Source organism: Citrobacter sp. Cpo090 (assembly GCF_030332665.1).
Taxonomy (GTDB): Bacteria; Pseudomonadota; Gammaproteobacteria; order Enterobacterales; family Enterobacteriaceae; genus Citrobacter; species Citrobacter portucalensis.
The window spans coordinates 137,311-162,575 of the sequence record NZ_JAOWHK010000035.1 but is presented as its reverse complement, the minus strand read 5'-3'; the positions used below and the strand labels follow the sequence as shown (position 1 = coordinate 162,575).

Below are 25,265 nucleotides of genomic sequence, written 5' to 3'. Positions count from 1 at the left end.
TTGCACCGCATCCGGCGTAACAGTCAGGCTATTTACCCGCAAACAGCTTGGGGATTTCCCGCAGACACCAGGATTTCGCCTCGCCCATGCTGTCACGACGCCAGGCCATAATAATATCTATCTCGCTTGTCGATTCCGGACTAACGACCCGCAGCCGACCAGCGGCAATATCCTCTTCCACCAGCGGGTACGGCATCGTCGCCACGCCCAATCCAGCCAACAGTGCCTGACGTTTATCTTCTATCGTACTCACCGTCAGACGCGGCTGCTTATCCAGCAGTTGAACCGTCAGCACCGGACGTTCACGGGCGGTATCCGCCACCGCGATCCCACGGTATTTCACGCGGGTGACTTCCGATAACGGTTCCGGCTCCTGATGGATAGGATGATCCGGGGCCGCTACATAGACATTCATCAGCGAGTACAGCTTGCGCGAGTTGATTTCTGAGGATGAGCGAAAATGCATATCCGGCGCAATCACAATATCCGCCCGCCCCTGCTCCAGACGCTCCCACGCCCCGGCCAGAACTTCGGTAATAACGGAAAGCTGGGTATTGGCCTTCCCGGCAAGCCTGTCGATCAGCGGGAAAAACGCCGCCGTCGGCACCAGTGCTTCGGTAACAATGGTCAGATGCGTTTCCCAACCGCGAGCCAGCGCTTCAGCGTCGGTGGTCAGTTTATCCGCAGCTTCCAGCAGTACGCGCCCACGCTCCAGCAACATACGCCCAACGTTAGTGAACTTTGTGCGATGACCTGAACGGTCAAACAGCACCACGTCCAGCTCCTCCTCCAACTTCTGCATGGTATAGCTAAGTGCGGAAGGAACGCGTCCCAGTTCATCTGCCGCAGCAGCAAAACTACCGCGCCTGTCTATTGCGTCCATGACGCGTAACGCTTCAAGCGTTAAAGCCCTTTCTTTGGCCATTTCGTTCTCATTCAGGAAATTTGAACATACCGGGCAGAATATCTGGCTAACAATGCAGCGTCTAGCCATTTAACATAAAAGGAAGTAAAGAGAGGTCAAGAACTATGATTACTACCCGTACAGCCAAACAATGCGGGCAAGCAGACTACGGCTGGCTGCAGGCCCGTTATACCTTCTCCTTTGGACACTATTTTGATCCTAAACTGCTGGGTTATGCCTCGCTGCGTGTTCTGAACCAGGAAGTTCTGGCGCCGGGGGCCTCTTTCCAGCCACGGACCTATCCGAAGGTGGATATCGTTAATCTGATCCTCGAAGGGGAAGCAGAATACCGCGACAGCGAAGGCAACCATATCAAGGCCAAAGCAGGTGAAGTTTTACTGCTCGCGACACAGCCCGGGATTAGCTATAGCGAACACAATATCAGCAAAGACAAACCGTTAACCCGCATGCAGCTCTGGCTGGACGCCTGCCCGCAGCGTGAAAATGCCTGCGTACAGAAGGCCACGCTGGGTACCGGTAAGCATCAACTGCTGGCCTCGCCGGACGGTGAACAAGGCAGCCTGCATCTGCGCCAACAGGTATGGGTGCACCACGTTGAGCTGCAGCAAGGTGAATCGCTGAGTTTTCAGCTACATGGGCCACGTGCTTATTTACAGTCGATTCACGGCAGGTTCCATGCGGTGACGTCTGGCGCCGAAAAAGAAGCGCTCACCTGTGGCGATGGGGCATTTATTCGTGACGAAACTAACATAACGTTAGTCGCCGATACCCCGCTGCGCGCTTTGCTGATAGATTTGCCCGTATAGTCAGGGAAAACAATGGAGTACGACTATTGAGCAAGAAATCATCAAAAAAACGCCAGCCGCAGGTTGAGCCGAAAAAACAGGAAACAGTTACCTTCGGCTATGAAGAAATGCTGACAGAGCTGGAAGCGATTGTGGCCGATGCCGAACTACGGCTGGAAGACGAAGAAGCCGCCTGAACAGGCGGCTTAGACTTATGCCGGGTGGTAGCAATGCCTTACCCGGCCTACAGATTAATGTGCCTTACTGGCCATGATCTCAATAATCTGCTTGTCGGTTTCCTGCATCGAACGACACGCCAGCGCACACAGGTTAGCGATAGATTGTTCCACGTTATGCGCCACAATCCCTTCGTTGCCGGTTACGGCAGTATCATCCAGCGCCATTAGCACCGCTTTCCACGCCGCAGATGCGCTGGTTGAGACTTTCATCGCGCAGCTGTTTGAAGCGCCATCACATATCATTCCGCTCACGTCGCCAATCATGCTGCTGATCGCCATCGCGATGGTGTTGTAGCGACCATCTACGATCCATGCCATCCCCGCTGCTGCCCCCATCGCCGCCGTGGTTGCTGCACACAGTGCAGACAAACGTGGAAGCTGATGATGGATGTAGATAGCGCTCAGGTGAGACAACATTAGCGCACGTGCCAGTTTCTCCTCATCCGCGCCAAAGTGCTCTGCCACCACCATGACCGGAACAGTCGCGGTAATGCCCTGATTACCGGAGCCGGAGTTGCTCATGGCCGGCAGCGTCGCCCCGCCCATTCGCGCATCCGACGCCGCACTGGTACGGATCAGAATAGCCGTTGAGAGATCGTTCGCCAGCAGGCCACGTGCGCACTGCTTCTCAAGCGTGGTTCCGATGTGCAAGCCCCAGTTACCGCGCAGCCCTTCCTGAGACAGCGCACCGTTCAGCTTTGCCGCGTCGAGAATAAAGCGAATTGACTCAAACGGTACCGCATTCACGAACGCCAGAATCTCTTCCAGCGAGGTGTGAGACAATACCGCCAACGGTGACTCCTGCTCCTCTGCCTGAGCATTCTGTTCTGTGGTGAACACTACGCCCTTATTGGTCTCGATGTGTACGATGTTGGTATGACCGCCAACAATCGTCACGCATGCCCATCCTTCAGCGCTGTAAACCTTCGCGCGGGAAAAGAGGATGTCCTCGCAAGGCTCCTGCAGCATCACCGCAACCTTGCCAGCGCTCAGCATCGCTTTCGCATCGGCGATCGCTTGTGGCGACGCATCTTTCAGTACCTCTAAACCGGCACGGGCATTTCCCCCCTGCGCACCCAGCGCCGCCGCGACAGGCAACCCGACCATTCCGGTACCCGGCACGGTAACGCCCATGCCGTTTTTCATCAGGTTCGGTGAGACCCACGCGTCAATACGTTCAACCGCGCCGCCCAGCTCAGAAGAGGCGACCGCTGCCGCCAGAGCCAGAGAGATAGGTTCTGTACAGCCCAACGCAGGCTTTACTTCTTCCTGCACTGCGCGGATAAAACTATCCCATAATGGATTCAATGTAGTCTCAAACATAACAACAACCTTTGCTCAAATATCTCAGGAAAATGCCAGGAACGGAGAAACGCACAGCAACAGGCCCGTGAAAATAATCAGATACAGGGAAGCGCCTTTGTATTTGTGCAGTGCAGGAACTTTGTAGACCAGCCAGGCCGGGATCAGACAACCCACCATGCCGAAGATAGGGCTACAAATAGAGGTGAAGCTCAGTACCGGCGCGTTGAGCACAATTGCGCTCCAGGCCAGCAGGATGGCAAAAATCATAATGCCGCGCTGAACAAAGGTTTCGTTGATTTTCTCAGCTGGCATGTAGCGGCGCAGCACGTTCATCACGATCCCTTGAGTCGCTTCGCGGAAACCTAAGTAGACGCCGAAGAAAGCGGTCATAACGGCGAAAATGTTCAGAATAACGCTGACGATTTTCACCCAACCAGCACCCGCACCATTAATAAACTGCGCGGCAATCGCCAGAGCGGAGATGTTCTGCTCATAAGCTTTAACCGCTTCGTCGTGGCCCATCGCCAACGTGAAGGAAACGGCGTAGAAAAAGACGGTAACAAACAGAATACCGAACGCGATGTTCATGGCACGCAGGGCTTTATGGCGCGCCACTTCAATGGATTTGTTGCGAGAACGGTATGAGATAACCATCGGGCTTAAGGTCTGAATAAACAGGATCGAGGTCAGCGTAAACGGCAACGTAATGATCGCATTTTTGATCAGTAACGCCATTGGCGGCAGTGAACCTGCGTTATGCAGATGCCACATCCCCACCATCGACACGCCAAGCGCTGCCACAACCAGCAGCTTGGTCAGTACCATGCCGGTGGAGATTTTAAACAGCATTTGTTCCCCGCGTGACGAGATGGCCACCAGGATGCAAATCAGCACCAGGCCATAGAACGGGCTGTCGGACAGTAAACCTTCAGTCACACCAAACGTGTGCAGATAAGAGGCGCTGTCATTGGTGATGGCGGTGGAATAAACGAACATCCAGATAACCAGCATCACAAAATACAACGCACCTAACAGGATGCCCCAATTCTTACCCAGATAGCCGCTGATCACGCTCGGGTAGTCTTTACACTCTGGAGACTCAGCCAGCGTGTTGATAAACAGGCGCTGGAACAGATACATGGCTGGGTAGCCGATGATAGAGGAGAGCAAGAACACCCACAGCCCCATCAATCCTACCTGGACAGGAAGAAAAACAATCCCCGCGCCAATTGCCATACCGATACTCATAATGACCCAGCCGGTATCCGTGCTGTCGAATTTAATAGCTTCGCGCCATTCGCTTTCGGTCATTCCCGCCCGACGTGCCGGAGCAGATGCGTCGAGTATTACGCTACTATTCGTTGCCGTTTCCATAATTTTCCGCTCAATGTGTAGGTAGAGGTTTTTATATTTTTTTCGTACTGCTTCAATGCGATACGCAGTACTTAGGTGCAGGCGAGCTATTGGAGTAATGAAGAAATCATACGCGCAGGATCAGAGAAAAACTTCACAAACAAACCCCTGTAATTTCTAAAAGTTAAGAAATATTTTCTCTTTTAAACTCACATAAAGAATGTAATTTCTAATTTTGAAGCCGATCACAACAAAAAAGGTGCACTAAAGTGCACCTTTTTTATTCTGCTATGTTGATTATTTCATTCATTGCCGGATGGCGGCGCTTGCGCCTTATCCGGCCTACAACGCGCGCAAACCGTAGGCCTGAAAGCTGGGCGCCATTAGGCTCGTCTTTTAACTTCAGGTACAAACCACTTTAATTGCCAGGCCACCGCGTGACGTTTCACGGTATTTGTCGTTCATATCTTTGCCCGTTTCATACATGGTCTCGATCACTTTATCGAGCGAAACGCGTGGCTCAGATGTGCGACGTAGCGCCATACGTGCGGCGTTGACGGCTTTTACCGCGTTGATCGCATTGCGTTCAATACACGGTATTTGCACCTGTCCAGCGACCGGGTCGCAGGTCAGCCCCAGGTTATGCTCCATGGCGATTTCCGCCGCAATGCAAACCTGTGACGGGCTACCGCCAAGCAACTCGGTCAGCCCGGCTGCCGCCATTGAACAGGCTACGCCAATTTCACCCTGGCAGCCGACTTCAGCACCAGAAATAGAGGCGTTCATCTTATACAGCGCACCTATCGCCCCCGCGGCCAGCAAGTAGCGGGCAATGGAGTTCGCATTCACCGGACGGCGGAACTTGTCGTAATAGGCCAGGACCGCAGGGATAATTCCACATGCTCCGTTGGTCGGTGCCGTCACAACCCGGCATCCGGCGGCGTTTTCTTCGCTCACGGCCAGCGCGAACATGTTGATCCAGTCGATAACGTTCATCGGGTCGCTGGACAGATTATCGCTGGAAACCAGTAACCGACGTAATGCCACGGCGCGACGCGGTACGTTAAGCGGGCCAGGCAGAACGCCTTCGGTGTTCATGCCGCGCTCAATCCCGGCGTGCATGACATCCCAGATGGCGGCAAAGCCAGCATCGATTTCTTCTTTGCTGCGCATCGCCAGTTCGTTCTGCATCATCAGACCGGAAACGGACAGCCCGTTACGCTCACACAGTTTCAGCAGTTCGCTGGCGGAATGAAAATTGTAGGGCACGTGTGCTTCAACATCATGCGCCTGACCAAATTGCTCCTCTTCAACGATAAAACCACCGCCGACGGAGTAATAGGTTTTGCTTAATAGTGTCTCGGTGCCGTTCCACGCGGTGATACGCATGCCATTTTCATGGCGCGGCAGCGTTTCGGTATGAAAGAGAATATTTTCGTCTGGGGAAAAATCGACAACATGCGTGCCCTCTGCAACCGGTAAACGTCCGGTACGGGCCATTTCCTGAGTAAAACCAGCGATAGAATCTATATTAACGTTTTGCGGACTGTTACCGGCCAGTCCCATCATGATGGCGACATCTGTCGCATGACCTTTTCCGGTCAGGGAAAGCGATCCATAAAGATCGACCACAATATGCGTAGCCTTGGAGAGTTCCCCGCTGCTGACCAACAGATCGATAAAGCTTTTACCTGCGTTCATTGGCCCCACGGTATGGGAGCTGGAAGGTCCAATGCCAATCTTAAAAATATCGAATGCGCTAATCATATCCACACCCTCGGATTGCCGTTCAGTGAAGACCAGGTTTCACACTCATTAAGGATCGGGGCGATCCTGAGATCGCCCCGCAAGGGATTACAGCGTGTCGCCACGTACGGCGATGGCTTCAATCTCCAGCTTCACATCCTTTGGTAAGCGGGCGACCTGCACGCAACTGCGCGTGGGGTAGATTGCCTTGTGCTCATCAAAGAATTGCTGGTACACCTGGTTAATGGTGGCGAAGTCGTTCAGGTCGGAAACGAAAACGGTCGTCTTCACGATATCGCTCACTTTCAAACCTGCGGACTCGACGATCGCTTTCACGTTTTCCAGGCTTTGACGCGCCTGATCGGATACGTTTTCAGCCACTTCACCGGTCTGCGGACACACCGGGATTTGACCTGACGTCAACACCATGCTGCCCAGATCCACACCCTGTACGTAAGGCCCAATCGCCCCTGGCGCACATTCGGTTGCAATAACTTTTCTCATAGCCCCTCCGGCGTCAGAGCGCCTGGGTGAAAGTACGTGAAATAACATCTTGCTGCTGTTCGCGGGTCAGCGCGTTAAAGCGCACCGCATAGCCAGATACGCGAATCGTCAGGTTCGGATAGTTTTCCGGGTGCTCAATAGCATCCATCAACATTTCACGGTTCATAACGTTAACGTTCAGGTGCTGACCGCCTTCCACATGCGCTTCATGGTGGAAGTAACCGTCCAGCAGACCGACCAGGTTGGTTTTACGCACTCCATCCTCTTTGCCCAGCGCTGCCGGCACAATGGAGAAGGTGTACGAGATACCGTCTTTGGCATAGGTGAACGGCAGTTTGGCGACCGAGGTTAACGACGCTACCGCACCTTTGCGATCGCGGCCGTGCATCGGGTTCGCCCCTGGCGCAAACGGCGTACCTGCGCGACGTCCATCCGGCGTGTTACCGGTTTTCTGTCCGTACACCACGTTGGAGGTAATGGTCAGAATGGACTGCGTCGGCACCGCGTTACGGTAGGTTGGCAACACCTTAATTTTTTTCATAAAGCGTTCGACCAGGTCGCAGGCAATGCTGTCTACGCGCTCGTCGTTGTTGCCGTATTGCGGATAGTCGCCTTCGATTTCGAAATCAACCGCCAGACCATTTTCATCGCGAATCGGTTTCACGCGAGCGTATTTGATAGCCGACAGAGAATCCGCCGCCACGGACAGACCCGCCATACCACAGGCCATCGTGCGATAGACATCACGATCGTGCAGCGCCATCAGCGAAGCTTCGTAGCTGTACTTGTCGTGCATGTAGTGGATGATGTTCAGCGCGCTGATGTACTGCACAGCCAGCCAGTCCATAAAGTGGTCCAGGCTCTCCATCACCGTGTCGTAGTCCAGCACGTCATCCATCAGCGGCGCAGTTTTCGGCCCAACCTGGATTTTCAGCTTCTCATCCACACCACCGTTGATTGCGTACAGCAACGTTTTGGCGAGGTTGGCACGCGCCCCGAAGAACTGCATTTGCTTGCCGATAACCATCGGGCTGACGCAGCAGGCAATGGCATAGTCATCGCTGTCAAAGTCGGCACGCATCAGATCGTCGTTTTCATACTGCAAAGACGAGGTGATGATAGACACCTGGGCGGCGTATTTTTTGAAGGCAATTGGTAGCTGCTCAGACCACAGCACCGTCAGGTTCGGCTCAGGCGCCGGGCCCATGGTGTGCAGCGTATGCAGGTAACGGAACGAGTTTTTCGTCACCAGCGTGCGGCCATCCAGCCCCATACCGCCGATAACTTCGGTCGCCCAGATTGGGTCGCCTGAGAACAGGGTGTCGAATTCCGGCGTACGCAGGAAGCGCACCATACGGATCTTCATAATGAAGTGGTCGATCAGCTCCTGCGCCTGCTGCTCGTTTAAAATTCCCGCTTTGAAATCGCGCTCAATATAGATGTCGAGGAACGATGCGGTACGGCCCAGCGACATAGCGCCGCCGTTCTGAGATTTCACCGCAGCCAGGTAAGCAAAGTACACCCACTGCACCGCTTCCTGCGCATTACGCGCCGGACGGGAGATATCGCAGCCATATTTCGCCGCCATTTCCTGCATTTGCAGCAGGGCGCGGCGGTGCTCAGACAGCTCTTCGCGCAGACGAATCGTGGCTTCAAGATTCTGACCCCACTCCAGGTTCGACTGGAGATCGGCAAACTGCAGTTCACGCTCACGCACCAGATAGCGGATACCGTACAGCGCGACGCGGCGGTAGTCACCGATGATACGACCACGACCGTAGCCATCCGGCAAACCGGTCAGCACGCCGGATTTACGGCAGCGCAGCATATCCGGAGAGTAGGCATCGAATACGCCCTGGTTATGGGTTTTACGCAGTTCAGTAAACTGGTATTCAAAATCAGCATCCATCTCACGACCATAAGCATCAAAAGAGCTTTTGATCATGTTGATGCCACCAAACGGATGCAGAGCACGCTTGAGCGGCTTATCCGTTTGCAGACCGACGATTTTTTCCAGTTCTTGTTCAATATAACCCGCATCATGTGCGGTTATCGTAGTAGCAATATTGGTATCGAAATCAACCGGGGCGTGCGTCGAGTTTTCAATACGGATGCCCGCCATGACTTTTTCCCACAGTGCAGTGGTCGCAGGCGTTGCTTCGGCGAGGAAAGATTCATCCCCTTCATAAGGCGTATAGTTGTGCTGAATAAAATCACGGACATTAATTTCTTCTTTCCAGTCCGTACCTTTAAAGCCATTCCAGGCTTCGGCATACAGCATATCGCTGGTATCGATATTTACCTTCATGAAAAATAATCTCTCTGCTGAAAATTAATTATGCAAATTCTACTGGTGTATTAATTTTGCCTAAGGTAATGGCATCACGCGCAATCATTTTCTCTTCATTTGTGGGAATTACCGCACAAATAACACGAGCATCTTTATTAGAGATAATTCTTTCGCCATGGGAATTTGGCAGGCTATTCATTTCGCTGTCAATATTCACCCCTAAAACAGCGAGATGTTCAATAACCAGACGACGAATTAATACCGAGTTCTCACCAATTCCGCCGGTGAAAATAATCCCATCAAGACGATGCAGCGATGCGGCATGTCCAGCGATATGGCGTGCAATACGATGTACAAACGTTTTAATCGCCAGCTGCGCACGCTCATGTCCCTCGTGCCAGGCTTTTTCCAACGTACGTAAGTCAGAGGACAAACCGGAAATACCCAGTAAACCGGACTCTTTATTCACTACGCGCTCAAGGTCGCTCAGCGTCTGGTTGGTTTCGCTGGCAATCCACGCCATCGCGCCGAAATCGACGTCGCCGCTGCGTGTGCCCATCATCAGCCCTTCCAGCGGCGTCATGCCCATTGAGGTATCAACGCTCTGTCCATTACGTACCGCACAGATTGACGCGCCGTTGCCCAGGTGCGCCACAACCAGACCGGAGTCATCACTCTGCAGTTCGAGAAGCTCATACGCCCGCTGAGAAACATAGCGATGCGACGTGCCGTGGAAGCCATAACGACGAACGCCCAACTCCTCAAAATATTTCCACGGTAAACCGTACAGATAGGCCTCAGGAGCCATCGTCTGGTGGAAGCTGGTATCAAATACCGCTACCTGCTGCACACCAGGGAAAAGGTGCTGAGCGGATTCGATCCCACTCAGGTTCGCATAATTATGTAACGGTGCTAATGGCGATACCCGGCGAATATTATCGATAACTTCGTCAGTAATAATTGCTGATTCAGTAAAGATATTTCCGCCGTGGGCAATGCGGTGGCCAATTAAGGCCACGCTGTCCATTAAATTACGTTTCTCTAGTTCAACGGCAATTGCTTTTAATGCATCTTCGTAGCTGTGGTGAGCCAGCTTAGCTGGCTCTCCTCCATTAATTGCTATGAACGCATTTTCAGAGTTAATACCGTCTGCGATCCCCGCCATTAAAACTTCACAGTTTGCTGCATCCAGCACTGAGAATTTAATAGAAGACGAACCACAGTTAATAACCAGTACTACCGGAAACTCATTCATTTCACTACTCCGCTCATCCTGAGCTTAAGGATTAGAACAGTTTGTAGACGATGTTCAGGATGGTCAGCAGACCAATCGCGGTAACAAACACGTTATCCAGACGGCCACGGTATTTCGCCAGTGATGGCGTTTTACGGATGGCATACATCGGCAGCAGGCAGAGCAGAGAGGCAATAATCGGCGCGCCCATTGCTTCAATCAGGTCCAGGATGTTCGGGTTGGCGTAAGCCACAACCCAGGTGGAGCCCATGATGAAGATCATGCTGATGGTATTAAGTTTGCCGGCAGAAACTTTCGTTTTATCGCCTTTGTAACCAAACTTCAGCACCAGACCGTTCAGACCTTCCAGCGTGCCCAGATAGTGGCCGAAGAAAGATTTGAAGATAGCAACCAGTGCGATGATTGAAGCACCGTACTCCAGAACGGTCGCGAAGGTGGACTTCGTACCGGACAGTGAAGCGAAGTGGTTTGCCAGGTAAGACAGTACTGGAATGTTCTGTGCTTTCGCATCCGCCATGTTTGCCGGAGACAGCGTGAACAGGCAGCTAAAGGCGAAGAACATAACCACGGCAACCATCAGCATACTGGCGCGGGAGATGATTTTAGAACACTTCTGCTCGGTGAACTCGCGACCAAAATCTTTCTCATACTCTTCACGTTTGGAGACCACGAAGGAAGAAACAATCGGTGAGAAGTTGAAAGAGAACACCATGATGGAAATACCCAGCCACACGGTAACCAGGATGCCGTCATGACCGGTCAGTGCGATATTGCTGAGATCAACCTGATCGATAACTGCAGAGTTCCAGTATGGGATCAGGGACAGAGAAATAAGCACCAGGCTGGCAATGAACGGCCATACCAGGTAGCTCATCACTTTAACCATCAGATCTTTACCAAACCAGATGACGAATGCCATCAACAGCAGCAGGAAGAGCGCCACGAAACCACGGTTTAACGCTGGCATCTGCAGCTGGTTTTCCCAGAAGGTCATAAAGGTGTTGGTAATGGTGACGCCATAAATCCACAGCAGCGGACAAATCGCAAAGAAGTAGAGGAACGTGATAACCACGCCGCCCGTTTTACCAAAATGCTCTTCAACCGTTTCTGTGATGTTGCCGGAAGGGTTAGAACCGGAAAGACACAGGCGTGCCAGCGCACGGTGGCAATAGAAGGCGATGGGGTATGCTAGCACCAGCATGATCAGAATGGGGATCAGTCCGCCAAAACCTGCGCGGATAGGGAAGAACAGCACCCCAGCGCCGATGGCTGTACCAAATAAACCCAGTGTCCAGGTGGTGTCCGATTTGCGCCAGGACGACTGTTTTGTCTGGCTGGATACAATGCTATCAGTAGTACTCATATCCTATCCTCAACGAAGTATATTAAGCGTCAACTAAACCAGTAATTTGAGATACACGAGAAAGGTCGATATTACCGCCAGAAATAATGCTGACTGTTTTTCTGTTCTGGATATAGCTATCTAATTTCCCGCTTAATAATGCTGCGCATGCCAGCGCGCCGGCACCTTCAGTCACAACTTTATTTCGCTGAATTAATGCCACCATGCTGTTGCGAATTTCATCTTCGCTGACCAGGACAATGTCATCCACCAACTCACGAACAATTTCATACGTTAAAGTACCCGGGCGGGAAACGTCACAACCATCCGCCAGGGTGCCGGTCGTTCGGTGCGTGGTTATTTCTCCAGCGTGGAAAGAAGCCGCCATGCCGTGAACGTTTTCAGACTGCACGCCAATAATTTTAATGGTCGGGTTAATAGATTTAATTGCCACCGCAATACCAGCAATCAGTCCACCACCGCCAATTGGCACAATCACGTTATCGACATCGTACAGATCTTCCAGAATTTCCAGACCAATAGTGCCCTGACCAGCAATAACTTTCGGGTCATCATATGGTGGAATAAAGATACGGCCTTCAGTTTCCACAATCTCGCTAACCTTAGCGATGGTGTCGTTGAAGTTGTCGCCGTGCAGTACAACTTCTGCGGAATAATCGCAGGTTGCTGCTACTTTAGACTTCGGTGCGCCTTTCGGCATCACCACTTTGCCGTCGATTCCGAGCATAGCGCAGGAGAGAGAAACGCCTTGCGCATGGTTACCTGCAGAGCAAGCCACCACGCCCTTACATCTTTCAGCTTCTGTTAATGAACTGAGCTTGTTAAAAGCACCACGGATTTTAAATGAACCGGTACGCTGCATGTTTTCAAATTTGAGGAAAATTTCCCCTTTGCAACGTTCACTAAAATAGTTAGAGCGAGGCATTCCCGTTTTATAAATTTTCCCCGCAAGTCTTTTTTTCGCTTCGAGGATATCTTCAATTGCAACTGGGAGATCGTATGTAATGTGCATTAGAACCTCTTACCTGGGTATTAAAGTAAATAGATAGCCGTGACCATTGTCAGATATAGACAGATGGCGTTGATTTCGTGTTAAAACAAATTCAATCTTTAATCAATTTCAATTAATTGCCTTCGTCTCCGACAATTATATGATGAATATTCTTTGGCTAATTCCACCAAAATAGATGCTGCTTTTTTAATTCGATAATTTTTCGACCACACGGCGGCATAACGCGCGACGGGTAAGGTTTCTTCTACCGGGATAGTAATAAACTGGTTTGAGCCAAACGGTGTGGTCATATCGCAGGGAATTACTGTTAAGAAATCAGCATTGAGAACAAGATTATAAATCGTAACGACAGAGTCTGTTTTAACGATGTTTTCACTGCTGATGCCATTATTCTGTAACGTGGTAAGAAGTTCGCTGTAGTACCCCATATTCGTTTGTGGCAACACCCACTGTTCGTTTTTCAACGCGCTCAGCGAGGTGATGCCGGTGCATGTTCGGGACTTGCTGGCAACCAGGATAAAGTCTGACTCAAAGAGCGGCTCAACGTGCAGATCGTGCAGTTTCATCTCATCACTCAGCGTACCGATGGCGAAGTCCAGACGTCCGTCACGAATCGCCGGTAAGAAGGAGGAGAGCTGAGCTTCATACATAGAAACCTGCGCTTTCGGGAACACTTCTTTGAATTTTTTAATCATGCCGGACATGATGGTGAAGGCAATCAGTGAAGGAAAGCCAAACGACACATCAACGACCGCATTGCTCGTCATGCTGTTCATCTCATCAACCATGTTTTTCATTTCACGGGTAATAGATTCAGACCATGAGAGCATCACCTGACCTGCCTGAGTCAATGTCACACCAGTATTTTTACGTACAACTAACTCAATACCAAAATAAGCCTCAACATCATTGATGATTTTACTGACAGCGGGTTGAGTTAAACCTAATTCTTTTGCAGCTGAGCCGATAGAACCGCTTTTAATGACTTCCTGAAAGACCACTAAGTGCTGTGTTTTAGGGAGCGTAATAGTATTCATATCGACCTGCGCTAATTACTTTGTTGACGGCAGGAAGTGTACCAAATTAAGCGAACAAGGATATGTGCTACCACTCACAAATCCCCTTGACTTACATTTTGTAAGACTATTATTAAAATTAAAATCTCTTACTAATCAGATAGATATTAAATATCGATCTCACTTTATCCTGACTTTAATCAAAAAAAGATGGGGGGATAACGATTTTTTATGGCTATAACGACATCATTTTGCCTGTTATTTCTTAAAACCGCGAAAGGCTATATTTCAATCAATTACAGAGCAATTATCGGGCAAAATGGTGCTTAAATTTAATAAGTAACTTATCAAATTTAATTATATTTTAATGATTATGGCGATTAAATAACGTTATGCATCACATTTTTTCGCCATATTTGTTTGTAAAGAAACATTGCATTTATTAAAATTCAATACAAAAAATACAAATAATCATCAAATGCAACATTACATTAACACTGGTTTTGTGCGCTTTATCAGCAAGTAATTTTGTGATGGCGATCGATTGCGTTCGATTATTCTCGATAAAAACGTATCGCTCAGTGTTTTGTGTTGGTCATCACAAAATTAGAAATATCCCACAACGTATTCCCTCAAATAAAAGACGTTCAGCGCATAAATAAAGGTCAAATAAAGAGTAGATGAAGAGAAAATAAACGCCAGAATCGTGTTAAACCAAGCATAACACGACAGGGAAAACATCTGCCGGATGGCGGTGTAAACACCTTATCCGGCCTACAAAACCCGTTCCTGCCATCCCTGTAGGTCTGATAAGCGCAGCGCCATCAGGCATAACAACCGGCCCAGAAAGCAAAAACCCCGCCGAAGCGGGGTTTTATAAAGAGTGAAGCTGACCGATAAGCCGGGTTCTGTCGTGGACAGTCATTCATCTAGGCCAGCAATCGCTCACTGGCTCAAGCAGCCTACCCGGGTTCAGTACGGGCCGTACCTTGTGAACCCCTATTTGGCCTTGCTCCGGGTGGAGTTTACCGTGCCACGGACTGTTACCAGCCGCGCGGTGCGCTCTTACCGCACCCTTTCACCCTTACCTGATCCCACTTGCGCGGGCCATCGGCGGTTTGCTCTCTGTTGCACTGGTCGTGGGTTTCCCCCCCAGGCGTTACCTGGCACCCTGCCCTATGGAGCCCGGACTTTCCTCCCCTCCGCCCGTCTCCCCCGAAGAGGACGACGACGAAGCGGCGACTGTCTGGTCAGCTTCGGCGCGCAGTATAGAGGGTTTGCGGGGCAATGTCACCCCGCACTGCGCATTCCTATCGCTAACGTGGCAGCGATGTTTCTTGAGGCGCGATAAATATTATCAAATGCCCCACGGAAGGCCTCTTCCAGCGTGCTGATGCTGGTCAATACGCTAAACACCGCATCGATACCATATTGATGTACCACCTCTACATCGCGCGTCAGGCTACCGCCAATACCAATAACCGGCTTGTGGTACTTCTTCGCGACATTCGCCACGCCTACCGGCACTTTGCCGTGAATGCTCTGGCTGTCGATCCGCCCTTCGCCGGTCACCACCAGCGTACAGTCGTGAATATGCTCTTCCAGATTGAGCGCCTGGGTCACAATCTCTATACCGCTGCGCAGCTCGGCGCCTAAAAAAGCCATTAACGCTGCGCCCATTCCACCTGCTGCACCGGAACCAGGCACATCTTTCACATCGACCCGCAGCGATTTTTTAATGATGTCGGCATAATGAGACAGATTACGGTCCAGTTCGAGAATGCGTTCTTCCGTCGCCCCTTTCTGCGGGCCAAAAATGCGCGAAGCACCAGAATCGCCGATGAGTGGATTAGTCACATCGCAGGCCACGCGAATGGAACAGGTTTTTAAGCGCGGATCCAGGCCCGAGATATCGATAGTGTTCAGACTCATCAGGCTTCCACCACCGTAGCCAATCTCTGTCCCGTTGGCGTCGCAAAGTTTTGCTCCCAGCGCCTGCACCATACCCGCGCCACCGTCGTTGGTCGCACTGCCGCCGATGCCAATAATGATGCTCTGCGCACCGCTATCCAGCGCCTGCAAAATCAGCTCCCCGGTGCCACGCGACGTAGTGACTAAAGGGTTGCGCTTTTCAGGAGGCACTAACGCCAGACCGCTGGCTGCCGCCATTTCGATAAACGCGGTTTTACCATCTCCGGACATGCCCCAGCAGGCATTCACTTTTTCGCCCAGCGGCCCCGTTACTTGCGCTGAATGTTCACTCCCTTGCGTCGCGGCAATCATGGCTTCGACCGTTCCTTCGCCACCATCGGCAACCGGAACAGAAACATATTGCGCATCGGGGAAAATTTCCCGAAATCCTTTTTCTATTGCCTGAGCTACCTCGGTGGCAGAAAGGCTTTCTTTATAAGAGTCTGGGGCAATTACGATTTTCATAGTTATGTAGCCTGACTGTGCCGCGCAAGGCAAGAAATACAGGGCGCGCATCCGCGCCCTTCTTGTTAGCGAGTGACTTCCACTTTCGCCAGTTTTTCGTAGTAGCATGCGAGCGCGCTGTGATCGGCAGTACCCAATCCATCTGCGCGTAGCGCCTGCATCATCTCCATGACTGCAGCAGTCAGCGGCAACTGAGCGCCAACGCCATGAGAAGTGTCCAGCGCATTCGCCAGATCTTTGATATGCAGGTCAATACGGAAACCCGGCTTAAAGTTACGGTCCATCACCATCGGCGCTTTCGCGTCCAGAACGGTGCTTCCCGCCAGCCCGCCACGAATCGCCTGATACACCAGATCCGGATTCACACCCGCTTTGGTCGCCAGCGTCAGCGCTTCAGACATCGCGGCAATGTTCAGCGCCACAATCACCTGATTAGCCAGCTTGGTGACGTTACCCGCGCCAATTTCACCGGTATGTACCACGGATCCGGCCATCGCTTTCAGCAAATCGTAATACTTGTCAAAAATCGCTTTATCACCGCCGACCATCACCGACAACGTGCCGTCAATCGCTTTTGGCTCGCCGCCGCTGACCGGCGCATCCAGCATATCCACGCCTTTCGCTTTCAGCGCTTCGCTGATTTCACGGCTGGCCAACGGTGCAATGGAGCTCATGTCGATAAGCACTGTACCCGGTTTTGCCCCTTCAATAATGCCGCCTTCACCCAGTGCCACTTCCTTAACATGCGGAGAGTTCGGCAGCATGGTGATGATCACGTCGCACTGTTCAGCGATATCTTTCGCCGTGGCGGCGGTTTCAGCGCCTGCGGCAATCACTTCCGCAATGGATTCCGGGTTACGGTCAGCAACCACCAGCGAGTAACCTGCCTTGAGGAGGTTTTTACTCATTGGTTTACCCATAATACCGAGGCCAATAAAACCAACTTTCATTGTCATGTCTTTATCTCTCTCTACTGTCGAGGGTGGTTATTTCTTAAAAGAATCAGCCAGTTTCTGTGTGGCTGAACGGAACACGCCAAGGTCGCTGCCCACGGCAACAAACGTCGCGCCCCACTCCAGATAACGACGCGCATCCGCCTCTACCGGGGCCAGAATGCCGCTTGGTTTGCCGTGTGCTTTCGCGCGGGCAAAAATGTGTTGGATAGCTTTCTGCACATCAGGATGTGACGCATTGCCGAGGTGACCTAGCGCCGCAGCCAGATCGCTTGGGCCGACGAAGATACCGTCAACGCCTTCGGTCGCCGCGATTGCGTCAACGTTATCAACGCCTTGCTGACTTTCGATCTGCACGATGATGGTGATGTTCTTATTCGACTGCGCAAAATAGTCCGGTACGGTGCCAAACATATTGGCGCGATGGGATACGGACACGCCGCGAATACCTTCCGGCGGATAGCGGGTCGACGCCACGGCGTTAACCGCTTCTTCTTCCGTCTCAACGAATGGGATTAGGAAGTTGTAAAACCCGATATCCAGCAGGCGCTTGATAATCACCGGCTCGTTGGTTGGTACACGTACTACCGCCGCGCTGTCGCTGCCTTTCAGTGCCATCAATTGCGGGATAAACGTCGAGATATCATTCGGCGCATGTTCGCCGTCCAATACCAGCCAGTCAAAGCCCGCCAGGCCTAAAACTTCGGTACTGATTGGGCTGGCTAATGCAGACCAGCAACCAATCTGAATCTGTTGCGCCGCGAGGGCCGCTTTAAACTTATTCGGAAAAATCGTGTTATTCATCGCCTATACCTTTGTTTATTTCTGCAATTCCATACGTTTAATGTCACCGACAATAAACAGGTAGCAAACCATTGCCATCAGCGCCGAGCACCCTACAAACATCAGCGCAGCATTAAATGAGTGCAGCTCACTCACCAGATACCCAATCACCAGCGGAGTGACGATGGAAGCCACGTTGCCAAATACGTTAAATACCCCACCGCACAGACCGACAATCTCTTTCGGCGCGGTATCGGAAATCACCGGCCAACCCAACGCCCCAAAGCCTTTACCGAAGAACGCCAGCGCCATCAGCGCCACTACCAGGGCGGTGTTATCGGTGTAGTTACACAGAATGATGGTCGATGCGAGCAACATGCCGAGCACTATCGGCAGCTTACGCGCCAGGGTAATGCTGAAACCACGTTTAATCAGATAATCAGAGAACACGCCGCCGAGCACGCCACCGAAAAATCCACACAGTGCCGGAATCGAAGCCACCAGGCCCACTTTCAGGATCGACATGCCTTTTTCCTGAACCAGGTAAATCGGGAACCAGGTGAGGAAAAACCAGGTAATTGTGTTGATAAAATACTGGCCGAAGAACACGCCAAGCATCATACGGTTAGTGAGCAACTGCTTGATATAATGCAGTTTAGGACCACCTGACTTCACATCGCCCGGCTTTTTATGGTCCATATCCACGACCGCGCCGTTTTCAGAGATAAACTTCAGCTCTTCTTGCGACATACGCGGGTGATCGGTTGGGTTATGAATAAACTTTACCCATAGTCCGGTAAGCACAAAACCAATCACGCCCATCACGGTAAAGACGTGTTCCCAGCCCCAGGCGAAGGTCAGCCAGCCCAGCAACGGCGAAAACAGCGCCAGGGAGAAATACTGCGCGGAGTTAAAAATCGCGGATGCCGTACCGCGCTCTTTCGTTGGGAACCAGGCCGCCACGATACGGGCGTTAGCCGGGAAGGATGGCGCTTCCGAGAAGCCCAGCATAAAGCGCATGATGAACATTGAAATACCCGCCCAGGCCAACGGGAACATGTCCACAAAGCCCTGCAGGAAGGTAAACAGTGACCAGAAGAACAAACTGTAGGTGTAGACTTTCTTCGAGCCAAATTTATCCAGCAGCCAGCCGCCGGGAATTTGCATCAACAGGTAAGCCCAGCCGAAGGCGGAGAAAATGTACCCCATTGAGATGGCGCTGAGCTGCAACTCTTTCGCCACTTCCGTACCGGCAATAGACAGCGTCGCACGGTCCGCATAGTTAACGGCAGTAACGATAAATATTATCAGCAATATTAAATAACGGGTGTGCGTACCTTTCTTTTTCTCGACAACTGTATCCAGAATCATTCTAATTACCTCGGGTACATTAAAGTTTTTATTATTATTGGGTAGATATTCCTGGTGATAAATTACTGATAATTAGAACGCATAATAATTTATCAGACGTTATGAAACCGTGATTTAGTATAATCATCAGCACAACGTTAATCATTGTGCAAGCGCTCATTATATGCGCGTTATTAAATTAATGTTTTGGGCATATGCACACATGCATGGGCGCTAATGCACACATTTACGTATTGCTCCCCCTGCTGACGCGGCCTTGCTGAGTTTAAGTGATCATCGTCACATTCTTCGCGTTAAACTCCTGACATTCTTATTTCACGATACCGAATCTTTATTACTTACAATTAGATTCAAAATATAAATATCCACACTATTATCACCACCTTGTTGGAGAATACTGGACAATGGCCGACATCGAAATCAGACAAGAATCGCCAACGGCGTTTTATATTAAAGTTCACGAAACAGATAATGTGGCGATAATTGTCAATGACAATGGTCTGAAAGCCGGAACGCATTTTCCGGACGGACTGGAACTCATTGAACATATTCCCCAGGGTCATAAAGTGGCGCTATTGGATATTCCTGTTCATGGCGAAATCGTGCGTTATGGCGAAGTAATTGGTTATGCCGTTCGCGATATCGCACGCGGCAGCTGGATTGATGAATCAATGGTTGAGCTGCCCAAAGCCCCGCCGCTGGAGACGCTGCCGCTGGCAACTAAAGTGCCAGAGCCGCTGCCACCTCTTGAGGGTTATACCTTTGAAGGTTACCGCAATGCTGACGGTAGCGTTGGTACCAAAAATCTGCTCGGCATCTCCACCAGCGTACACTGCGTGGCGGGCGTGGTGGACTATGTGGTGAAAATCATTGAGCGCGATCTGCTGCCCAAATACCCGAACGTTGACGGCGTGGTGGGGCTCAATCATCTGTACGGCTGCGGCGTGGCGATCAATGCCCCAGCCGCCATTGTGCCGATTCGCACTATTCACAATATTGCGCTAAACCCGAACTTTGGCGGCGAAGTGATGGTCATCGGCCTCGGTTGTGAAAAACTGCAGCCAGAGCGCCTGCTGGAAGGCACGCACGATGTGAAAAGTATTCCGGTCGACAGCGCCAGTATCGTCAGCCTGCAGGATGAAAAGCACGTCGGCTTTCAATCGATGGTCACCGATATTCTGCAGGTGGCCGAACGTCATCTGGCAAAGCTCAATCAGCGCCAACGTGAAACCTGTCCGGCTTCAGAACTGGTGGTCGGCATGCAGTGCGGCGGTAGCGATGCGTTTTCCGGCGTGACAGCCAACCCGGCGGTGGGTTATGCCTCCGACCTGTTAGTACGCTGCGGCGCAACAGTGATGTTCTCCGAAGTAACCGAAGTGCGCGATGCCATCCATCTTCTGACCCCGCGAGCGATTAACGAAGAAGTCGGTAAACGCCTGCTCGAAGAGATGGCCTGGTACGATAACTACCTTGATATGGGCAAAACGGATCGCAGCGCTAACCCTTCTCCGGGCAACAAGAAAGGCGGTCTGGCAAACGTGGTGGAAAAGGCGCTGGGTTCGATTGCCAAGTCTGGCAAGAGCGCGATTGTCGAAGTATTGTCACCGGGTCAGCGTCCAACCAAACGAGGCCTGATTTACGCCGCGACCCCCGCCAGCGATTTTGTCTGCGGTACACAGCAGGTCGCTTCCGGAATCACCGTGCAGGTGTTCACCACCGGTCGCGGTACGCCGTATGGCTTGATGGCCGTACCGGTGATTAAAATGGCGACACGCACCGAGCTGGCCAACCGTTGGTTTGACCTGATGGACATTAACGCGGGCACCATCGCCACCGGAGAAGAAACCATTGAAGACGTGGGTCTGAAACTGTTCGAATTTATTCTCGACGTTGCCAGCGGGCGTAAGAAAACCTTCTCGGATCAGTGGGGACTGCATAACCAGCTGGCGGTGTTTAACCCGGCACCAGTGACCTGATTATCCCAATCAGTGAAATACCAGACGATGTCATCGTCATCTGGTATTTCACCCCATCAGCGCCTTAATCTGCGCTAACGTTGACGTACCTTCCATTGGCCCACGTGTCGATATTGCCAACGAGCCTGCCGCATTAGCATGGGCCAACGCATCAGGAACAGCGTATCCAGCAAGATACAGGCTGACAAACGTTGCACCAAAGCAATCACCAGCACCAGTAGGATCTACAACGTCAACCGGATAACCCGCTACGTGATGCTGCTCGTTCTGAGCATAATAACTGGCACCGCGAGGACCTCGTTTAATCACAATATGTTTAATTCCCCGAGCAAGCAGATTTTCAACGATCTGAGCCTCATCGCGTGACTTGCTTAAACCGAAATAGTCCAGTTCACCATCACTTGGCAGGAAGAAATCGGTGTAATCCAGAATGTATTCAAAGGCCTGTGACATCTCACGAATATTCAGCATCTCTTTACGAATGTTGGGATCGAACGAGATAGTCCCACCGTTATCTTTAACAATGCTGATAGCTTTACGCACAGCATCAATCAGCCGAAAAGAAAACAATGAAGAACCCATAATGTGGAAGTGATTACATTGTCCAAGCAGTGTTACATCGAGATGCTCAGCGCTTAGTAGCCCGCAGGCACTGTTGGGCAAATTGAAGATAAAATCACGTTGTGCCTGTGTGCGATAGCTAACAAACGCACTGCCCGTGGTAGCGTTAGGAAGAACGGAAATTCCCTTAACGTTCACGCCGTCTCGTCTCAGCCGGGCGATATTCATCTCCCCAAAGGCATCATTGCCAACGCAACTAAACAGCAAAGACTGAAAACCCAGCTTAGCGACCTGATCGGCAAAGATAGCTGGAGCCCCACTGGGATACGGTCCCCAAAATTCGCCTGGGGACGAAAAACCCTGATTCTCTTTTTTCGCCAAAAATTCGACGAGTAATTCACCAAGTGTCGCAATAGTCATATTCATGCGTTGTCCTTCACCTTGCCGGATGCAGGGTGGGATTTATCCAGGTCAGACATTCATTGTTGGTGTAGCTATTGGTCAATCCAACGGCGATAAAACGAGAATGGTACTCAGCGGCAACGATCTGCGGAGTCACCACCGCACTAAGTACGCTCAACTTACCTACAGGATATCTTGCTTCACCATAATCAGGACGCTGTGCAATAACCGCCACACATCGCTGGCTGAGTCTGAGTGATTCTGCCAGTATTACCGCGGCGCTTTCGCTGCCTACATTCAGAGTCCCATCTTCGCTGACGTGCTCAATCATCACGACGCTACAGTTTGGCTGAAAACGCTGGATCGATTGAATAGCAATTTCGCCTTCCAGTCTCTGTCCACTCCGGTCCAGAGTGCCGCCCAGCAACACAATCTCGCCGTCGATATAATCTCTCGCTGTAGCCACATGACCGAGATCGTTGAAGGCCAGGCACAGCTCACGAGACTCGCCAAGAAAAGGGATCGCCTTACGCGGAACCACTCCCGCCCCGAGAAAAAGCGAATCTTCGTCAGCAACCAGGCGAGCAACCTGCTTTGCCAGCTCAAGCTCTGCGCTACGATCCCACTCCTGCGCCCGGCTCATATCCTGAGCGACAGATGCTCTAACCGGCTGTGCGGTGTAAATCGCCCCGCCAAAAGATCGTTTCAGATACCCCTGCTGCTCCAGGTAATTGAGATCATTACGGATCGTCACCCCTGAAACCGCTAACATTTCTGCCAGATCGTCCACTTTGATTTCGCCGTTCTTACGAACGATTTCGGCAATGTCCAGACGCCTCTTTAGCAGGCTGGTTGATGGTTTTGCCACAACATACCCTTTTTTTATGACATGTCGGAAATCTCTTCCGCTCTTTAACTTTCATTTTTAAATTTCCTCTGAGTGATGTCAATTACGCATCATTCACAAACATACAGAAAAACCAAAACATCTCATTAATATCAATAAATTAGAAACATTCCTCCTTTCCTCATTAACTTATAAAAGAAAACTATCAGTCAACAAATAACTTTCATTTTATAAAATTCATTACGATTTTGCGCTGTTGGTCACAATCATGACGACGAATGATCGTTACATTACTTTCAAAATGAAGGTTAAAAACAAACAAACAGTTTAACTTTGAAAATAATATATAGCGAGAAACCCATGTTCATTATTTCCAGCAAAAATATGCTTCAGAAAGCGCAACGCGATGGCTACGCGGTACCGGCTTTTAATATCCATAACCTGGAAACCTTGCAGGTCGTTGTCGAAACCGCAGCGGAAATGCGCTCACCGTTGATCGTGGCGGGTACGCCCGGAACTTTCAGCTATGCCGGGACCGGAAATATCGTAGCGATCGCAGGCGATCTCGCTCGTGAGCACAACCTCCCTCTGGCAATTCATCTCGATCATCATGAATCAACGGGTGATATTGAAAGTAAGGTGTTGGCGGGGATACGTTCCGTGATGATTGATGGTTCCCATTTCCAATTTGAAGAAAACGTAGCGCTGGTGAAGAAAGTGGTCGATTTTTGCCATCGCTACGATACAAGCGTAGAAGCAGAGTTGGGACGTCTGGGCGGTGTGGAAGACGATCTGATCGTCGACAGTAAAGATGCGTTGTATACCAATCCGCAACAGGCACGTGAATTTGTTGCGCGGACTGGAATTGACTCGCTGGCCGTTGCCATCGGCACCGCACACGGACTGTATGCCGCAGAGCCAAAACTCGACTTTGACCGCCTGGCAGAAATCCGCGCACAGGTCGATATCCCCCTTGTATTGCATGGTGCCTCCGGCCTGCCAGAAAGCGATATCCGCAAAGCCATTAGTCTGGGAGTATGCAAAGTAAACGTCGCGACAGAGTTGAAAATCGCTTTTTCTGATGCGCTAAAACAGTACTTTGCGCAAAATCCGAACGCCAACGATCCGCGTCACTATATGCAGCCTGCAAAACAGGCGATGAAAGAAGTCGTACGCAAAGTGATCCACGTCTGCGGTTGTGAAGGTCAGTTGTGAGGGAATATCGGTGATCTATACGTTAACGCTCAATACCGCGATTGATATGAATATATTTAGCGATCCTTTACTGCCAAATATTGTGAATCGCACGCACCATACGGAATATTGCCCAAACGGAAAAGGTGTCAACGTCGCTCTGGTACTGAATCATTTCCAACAGCCTGCGCATATACTCGGTATTTTTGGTGGATTCACGGGTCGTTATATTGTGGAGGAGTTACGTAAAAAGAAAATTTGCGTTTCTCCTGCGTGGGTGAATGAACCAACAAGAATTAACATCTTCATCAACGATGGTCACCAGGAGTACAAATTGGTCAATCCCGGCTCATTTATTCCTGATGATTGTAAGCAACAAGTATTGAATGAAATATCACGGTTATCCGATGCTGAGTATCTGGTTATCAGTGGCAGCTTACCTCAGGGAGTCGAGAGTAACTTTTATGCTGAGATCATGCAAATTTGTCAGAAAAAAGGGATTTCGGTAATCCTGGATATAAGCCATTCATCATTACGTCAATTATTGGAATTTAATCCGTTATTAATTAAACCAAATGATGAAGAGATAAAGGCCATTTTCGGTTTAACCGTAACTGATGATTCTCAGGCAAAAAATGCCTTTGCAGAGTTGCACTCTCTCGGCGCACAGAATGTTTTACTGACGCTTGGATCCAAAGGTATGTACTTCTCGAACGGTATTGATAGTTGGTTTTGCACCGCACCTACTATTGAACTGGTAAGCTCAGCTTGTGCGGGCGATGCTTCGCTTGCTGCGTTCCTAAGCCATTGGTTAACCAATGGCGAAGTAGAGTATGCTCTGGCACTTGCCAGTGCAACGGGTGCTGATGTCGCAAGCTCAGCCGGACTCGGTCAACTTGCAGCGATTAATACGTTACTTCCTCAAATCCAGGTCCGAAAGCTGTAAACA

21 protein-coding genes and 1 other RNA gene are annotated in these 25,265 nt (G+C 50.7%); 5 read left to right on the top strand and 17 right to left on the bottom strand.

Annotated features, from left to right (window positions below; translation table 11 throughout):
* Positions 1 to 28: 28 nt before the first annotated feature.
* Entirely contained in the window at positions 29 to 925 is an 897-nt protein-coding gene (gene yhaJ, locus OGY83_RS18935; RefSeq protein WP_003024855.1) for a DNA-binding transcriptional regulator YhaJ, read from the bottom strand.
* A gap of 104 nt (positions 926 to 1,029) precedes the next feature.
* Here yhaJ and OGY83_RS18930 point away from each other — a divergent pair, with 104 nt between their 5' ends.
* Positions 1,030 to 1,731, top strand: coding sequence for a pirin family protein (locus tag OGY83_RS18930; protein ID WP_003024860.1), 702 nt, complete (start codon positions 1,030 to 1,032; stop codon positions 1,729 to 1,731).
* Positions 1,732 to 1,757: 26 nt separating this feature from the next.
* Positions 1,758 to 1,907, top strand: a complete 150-nt coding sequence (locus tag OGY83_RS18925) for a protein YhaL (protein ID WP_003828578.1) — start codon at positions 1,758 to 1,760, stop codon at positions 1,905 to 1,907.
* 54 nt (positions 1,908 to 1,961) lie between these two features.
* On the opposite strand, the gene OGY83_RS18920 is transcribed toward OGY83_RS18925, so the two are convergent.
* The 14 genes from OGY83_RS18920 to garP form a co-directional block, all read right to left on the bottom strand.
* Positions 1,962 to 3,272, bottom strand: a complete 1,311-nt coding sequence (locus tag OGY83_RS18920; RefSeq protein WP_286636629.1) for an L-cysteine desulfidase family protein — start codon at positions 3,270 to 3,272, stop codon at positions 1,962 to 1,964.
* Positions 3,273 to 3,296: 24 nt separating this feature from the next.
* On the bottom strand, positions 3,297 to 4,628 hold the full coding sequence (locus OGY83_RS18915) for an SLC5/6 family protein (RefSeq protein WP_079938299.1): 1,332 nt from the start codon (positions 4,626 to 4,628) through the stop codon (positions 3,297 to 3,299).
* 381 nt (positions 4,629 to 5,009) lie between these two features.
* Positions 5,010 to 6,374 (bottom strand): L-serine ammonia-lyase, encoded by a 1,365-nt coding sequence (tdcG, locus tag OGY83_RS18910; protein WP_286636627.1) that lies wholly within the window; start codon positions 6,372 to 6,374, stop codon positions 5,010 to 5,012.
* An 87-nt stretch (positions 6,375 to 6,461) separates the two neighbouring features.
* Positions 6,462 to 6,857 (bottom strand): enamine/imine deaminase, encoded by a 396-nt coding sequence (locus OGY83_RS18905; protein WP_003024870.1) that lies wholly within the window; start codon positions 6,855 to 6,857, stop codon positions 6,462 to 6,464.
* Between the two features lie 13 nt (positions 6,858 to 6,870).
* On the bottom strand, positions 6,871 to 9,165 hold the full coding sequence (pflB, locus tag OGY83_RS18900; protein WP_043017750.1) for a formate C-acetyltransferase: 2,295 nt from the start codon (positions 9,163 to 9,165) through the stop codon (positions 6,871 to 6,873).
* A 28-nt stretch (positions 9,166 to 9,193) separates the two neighbouring features.
* On the bottom strand, positions 9,194 to 10,402 hold the full coding sequence (gene tdcD / locus OGY83_RS18895; RefSeq protein ID WP_286636626.1) for a propionate kinase: 1,209 nt from the start codon (positions 10,400 to 10,402) through the stop codon (positions 9,194 to 9,196).
* 31 nt (positions 10,403 to 10,433) lie between these two features.
* Positions 10,434 to 11,765: a threonine/serine transporter TdcC gene (gene tdcC / locus OGY83_RS18890; RefSeq protein ID WP_079938296.1), complete on the bottom strand. Its 1,332-nt coding sequence runs from the start codon at positions 11,763 to 11,765 to the stop codon at positions 10,434 to 10,436.
* 22 nt (positions 11,766 to 11,787) lie between these two features.
* Positions 11,788 to 12,777 (bottom strand): bifunctional threonine ammonia-lyase/L-serine ammonia-lyase TdcB, encoded by a 990-nt coding sequence (gene tdcB / locus OGY83_RS18885; protein WP_003828594.1) that lies wholly within the window; start codon positions 12,775 to 12,777, stop codon positions 11,788 to 11,790.
* Positions 12,778 to 12,875: 98 nt separating this feature from the next.
* Positions 12,876 to 13,814 (bottom strand): transcriptional regulator TdcA, encoded by a 939-nt coding sequence (tdcA, locus tag OGY83_RS18880; RefSeq protein WP_286636625.1) that lies wholly within the window; start codon positions 13,812 to 13,814, stop codon positions 12,876 to 12,878.
* 860 nt (positions 13,815 to 14,674) lie between these two features.
* An RNA gene (gene rnpB / locus OGY83_RS18875) (RNase P RNA component class A) lies at positions 14,675 to 15,051 on the bottom strand.
* A 32-nt stretch (positions 15,052 to 15,083) separates the two neighbouring features.
* The gene (garK, locus tag OGY83_RS18870) at positions 15,084 to 16,229 is read right to left on the bottom strand and encodes a glycerate 2-kinase (RefSeq protein WP_079938295.1); all 1,146 of its coding nucleotides are present in this window, start codon (positions 16,227 to 16,229) and stop codon (positions 15,084 to 15,086) included.
* 65 nt (positions 16,230 to 16,294) lie between these two features.
* On the bottom strand, positions 16,295 to 17,185 hold the full coding sequence (gene garR / locus OGY83_RS18865) for a 2-hydroxy-3-oxopropionate reductase (protein WP_071696776.1): 891 nt from the start codon (positions 17,183 to 17,185) through the stop codon (positions 16,295 to 16,297).
* Between the two features lie 30 nt (positions 17,186 to 17,215).
* Complete coding sequence (gene garL, locus OGY83_RS18860; RefSeq protein ID WP_079938294.1) at positions 17,216 to 17,986, bottom strand: 2-dehydro-3-deoxyglucarate aldolase; 771 nt, start codon at positions 17,984 to 17,986, stop codon at positions 17,216 to 17,218.
* A 15-nt stretch (positions 17,987 to 18,001) separates the two neighbouring features.
* Positions 18,002 to 19,336 carry a galactarate/glucarate/glycerate transporter GarP gene (garP, locus tag OGY83_RS18855; protein WP_079938293.1) on the bottom strand — a complete coding sequence of 445 codons (1,335 nt, stop codon included), beginning with the start codon at positions 19,334 to 19,336 and terminating at the stop codon, positions 18,002 to 18,004.
* Between the two features lie 404 nt (positions 19,337 to 19,740).
* Between garP and garD the strand changes: the two genes are divergently transcribed.
* Positions 19,741 to 21,312: a galactarate dehydratase gene (gene garD, locus OGY83_RS18850; RefSeq protein ID WP_286636622.1), complete on the top strand. Its 1,572-nt coding sequence runs from the start codon at positions 19,741 to 19,743 to the stop codon at positions 21,310 to 21,312.
* 48 nt (positions 21,313 to 21,360) lie between these two features.
* Here the strand turns inward: garD and OGY83_RS18845 are convergent, their stop codons facing one another.
* On the bottom strand, positions 21,361 to 22,299 hold the full coding sequence (locus OGY83_RS18845; RefSeq protein ID WP_286636621.1) for a sugar kinase: 939 nt from the start codon (positions 22,297 to 22,299) through the stop codon (positions 21,361 to 21,363).
* Between the two features lie 10 nt (positions 22,300 to 22,309).
* Entirely contained in the window at positions 22,310 to 23,143 is an 834-nt protein-coding gene (locus tag OGY83_RS18840) for a DeoR/GlpR family DNA-binding transcription regulator (RefSeq protein WP_286636620.1), read from the bottom strand.
* Between the two features lie 339 nt (positions 23,144 to 23,482).
* Here OGY83_RS18840 and OGY83_RS18835 point away from each other — a divergent pair, with 339 nt between their 5' ends.
* Positions 23,483 to 24,337, top strand: coding sequence for a tagatose bisphosphate family class II aldolase (locus OGY83_RS18835; RefSeq protein WP_286636619.1), 855 nt, complete (start codon positions 23,483 to 23,485; stop codon positions 24,335 to 24,337).
* Between the two features lie 10 nt (positions 24,338 to 24,347).
* Entirely contained in the window at positions 24,348 to 25,262 is a 915-nt protein-coding gene (gene pfkB, locus OGY83_RS18830; RefSeq protein WP_286636618.1) for a 1-phosphofructokinase, read from the top strand.
* Positions 25,263 to 25,265 lie beyond the last annotated feature (3 nt).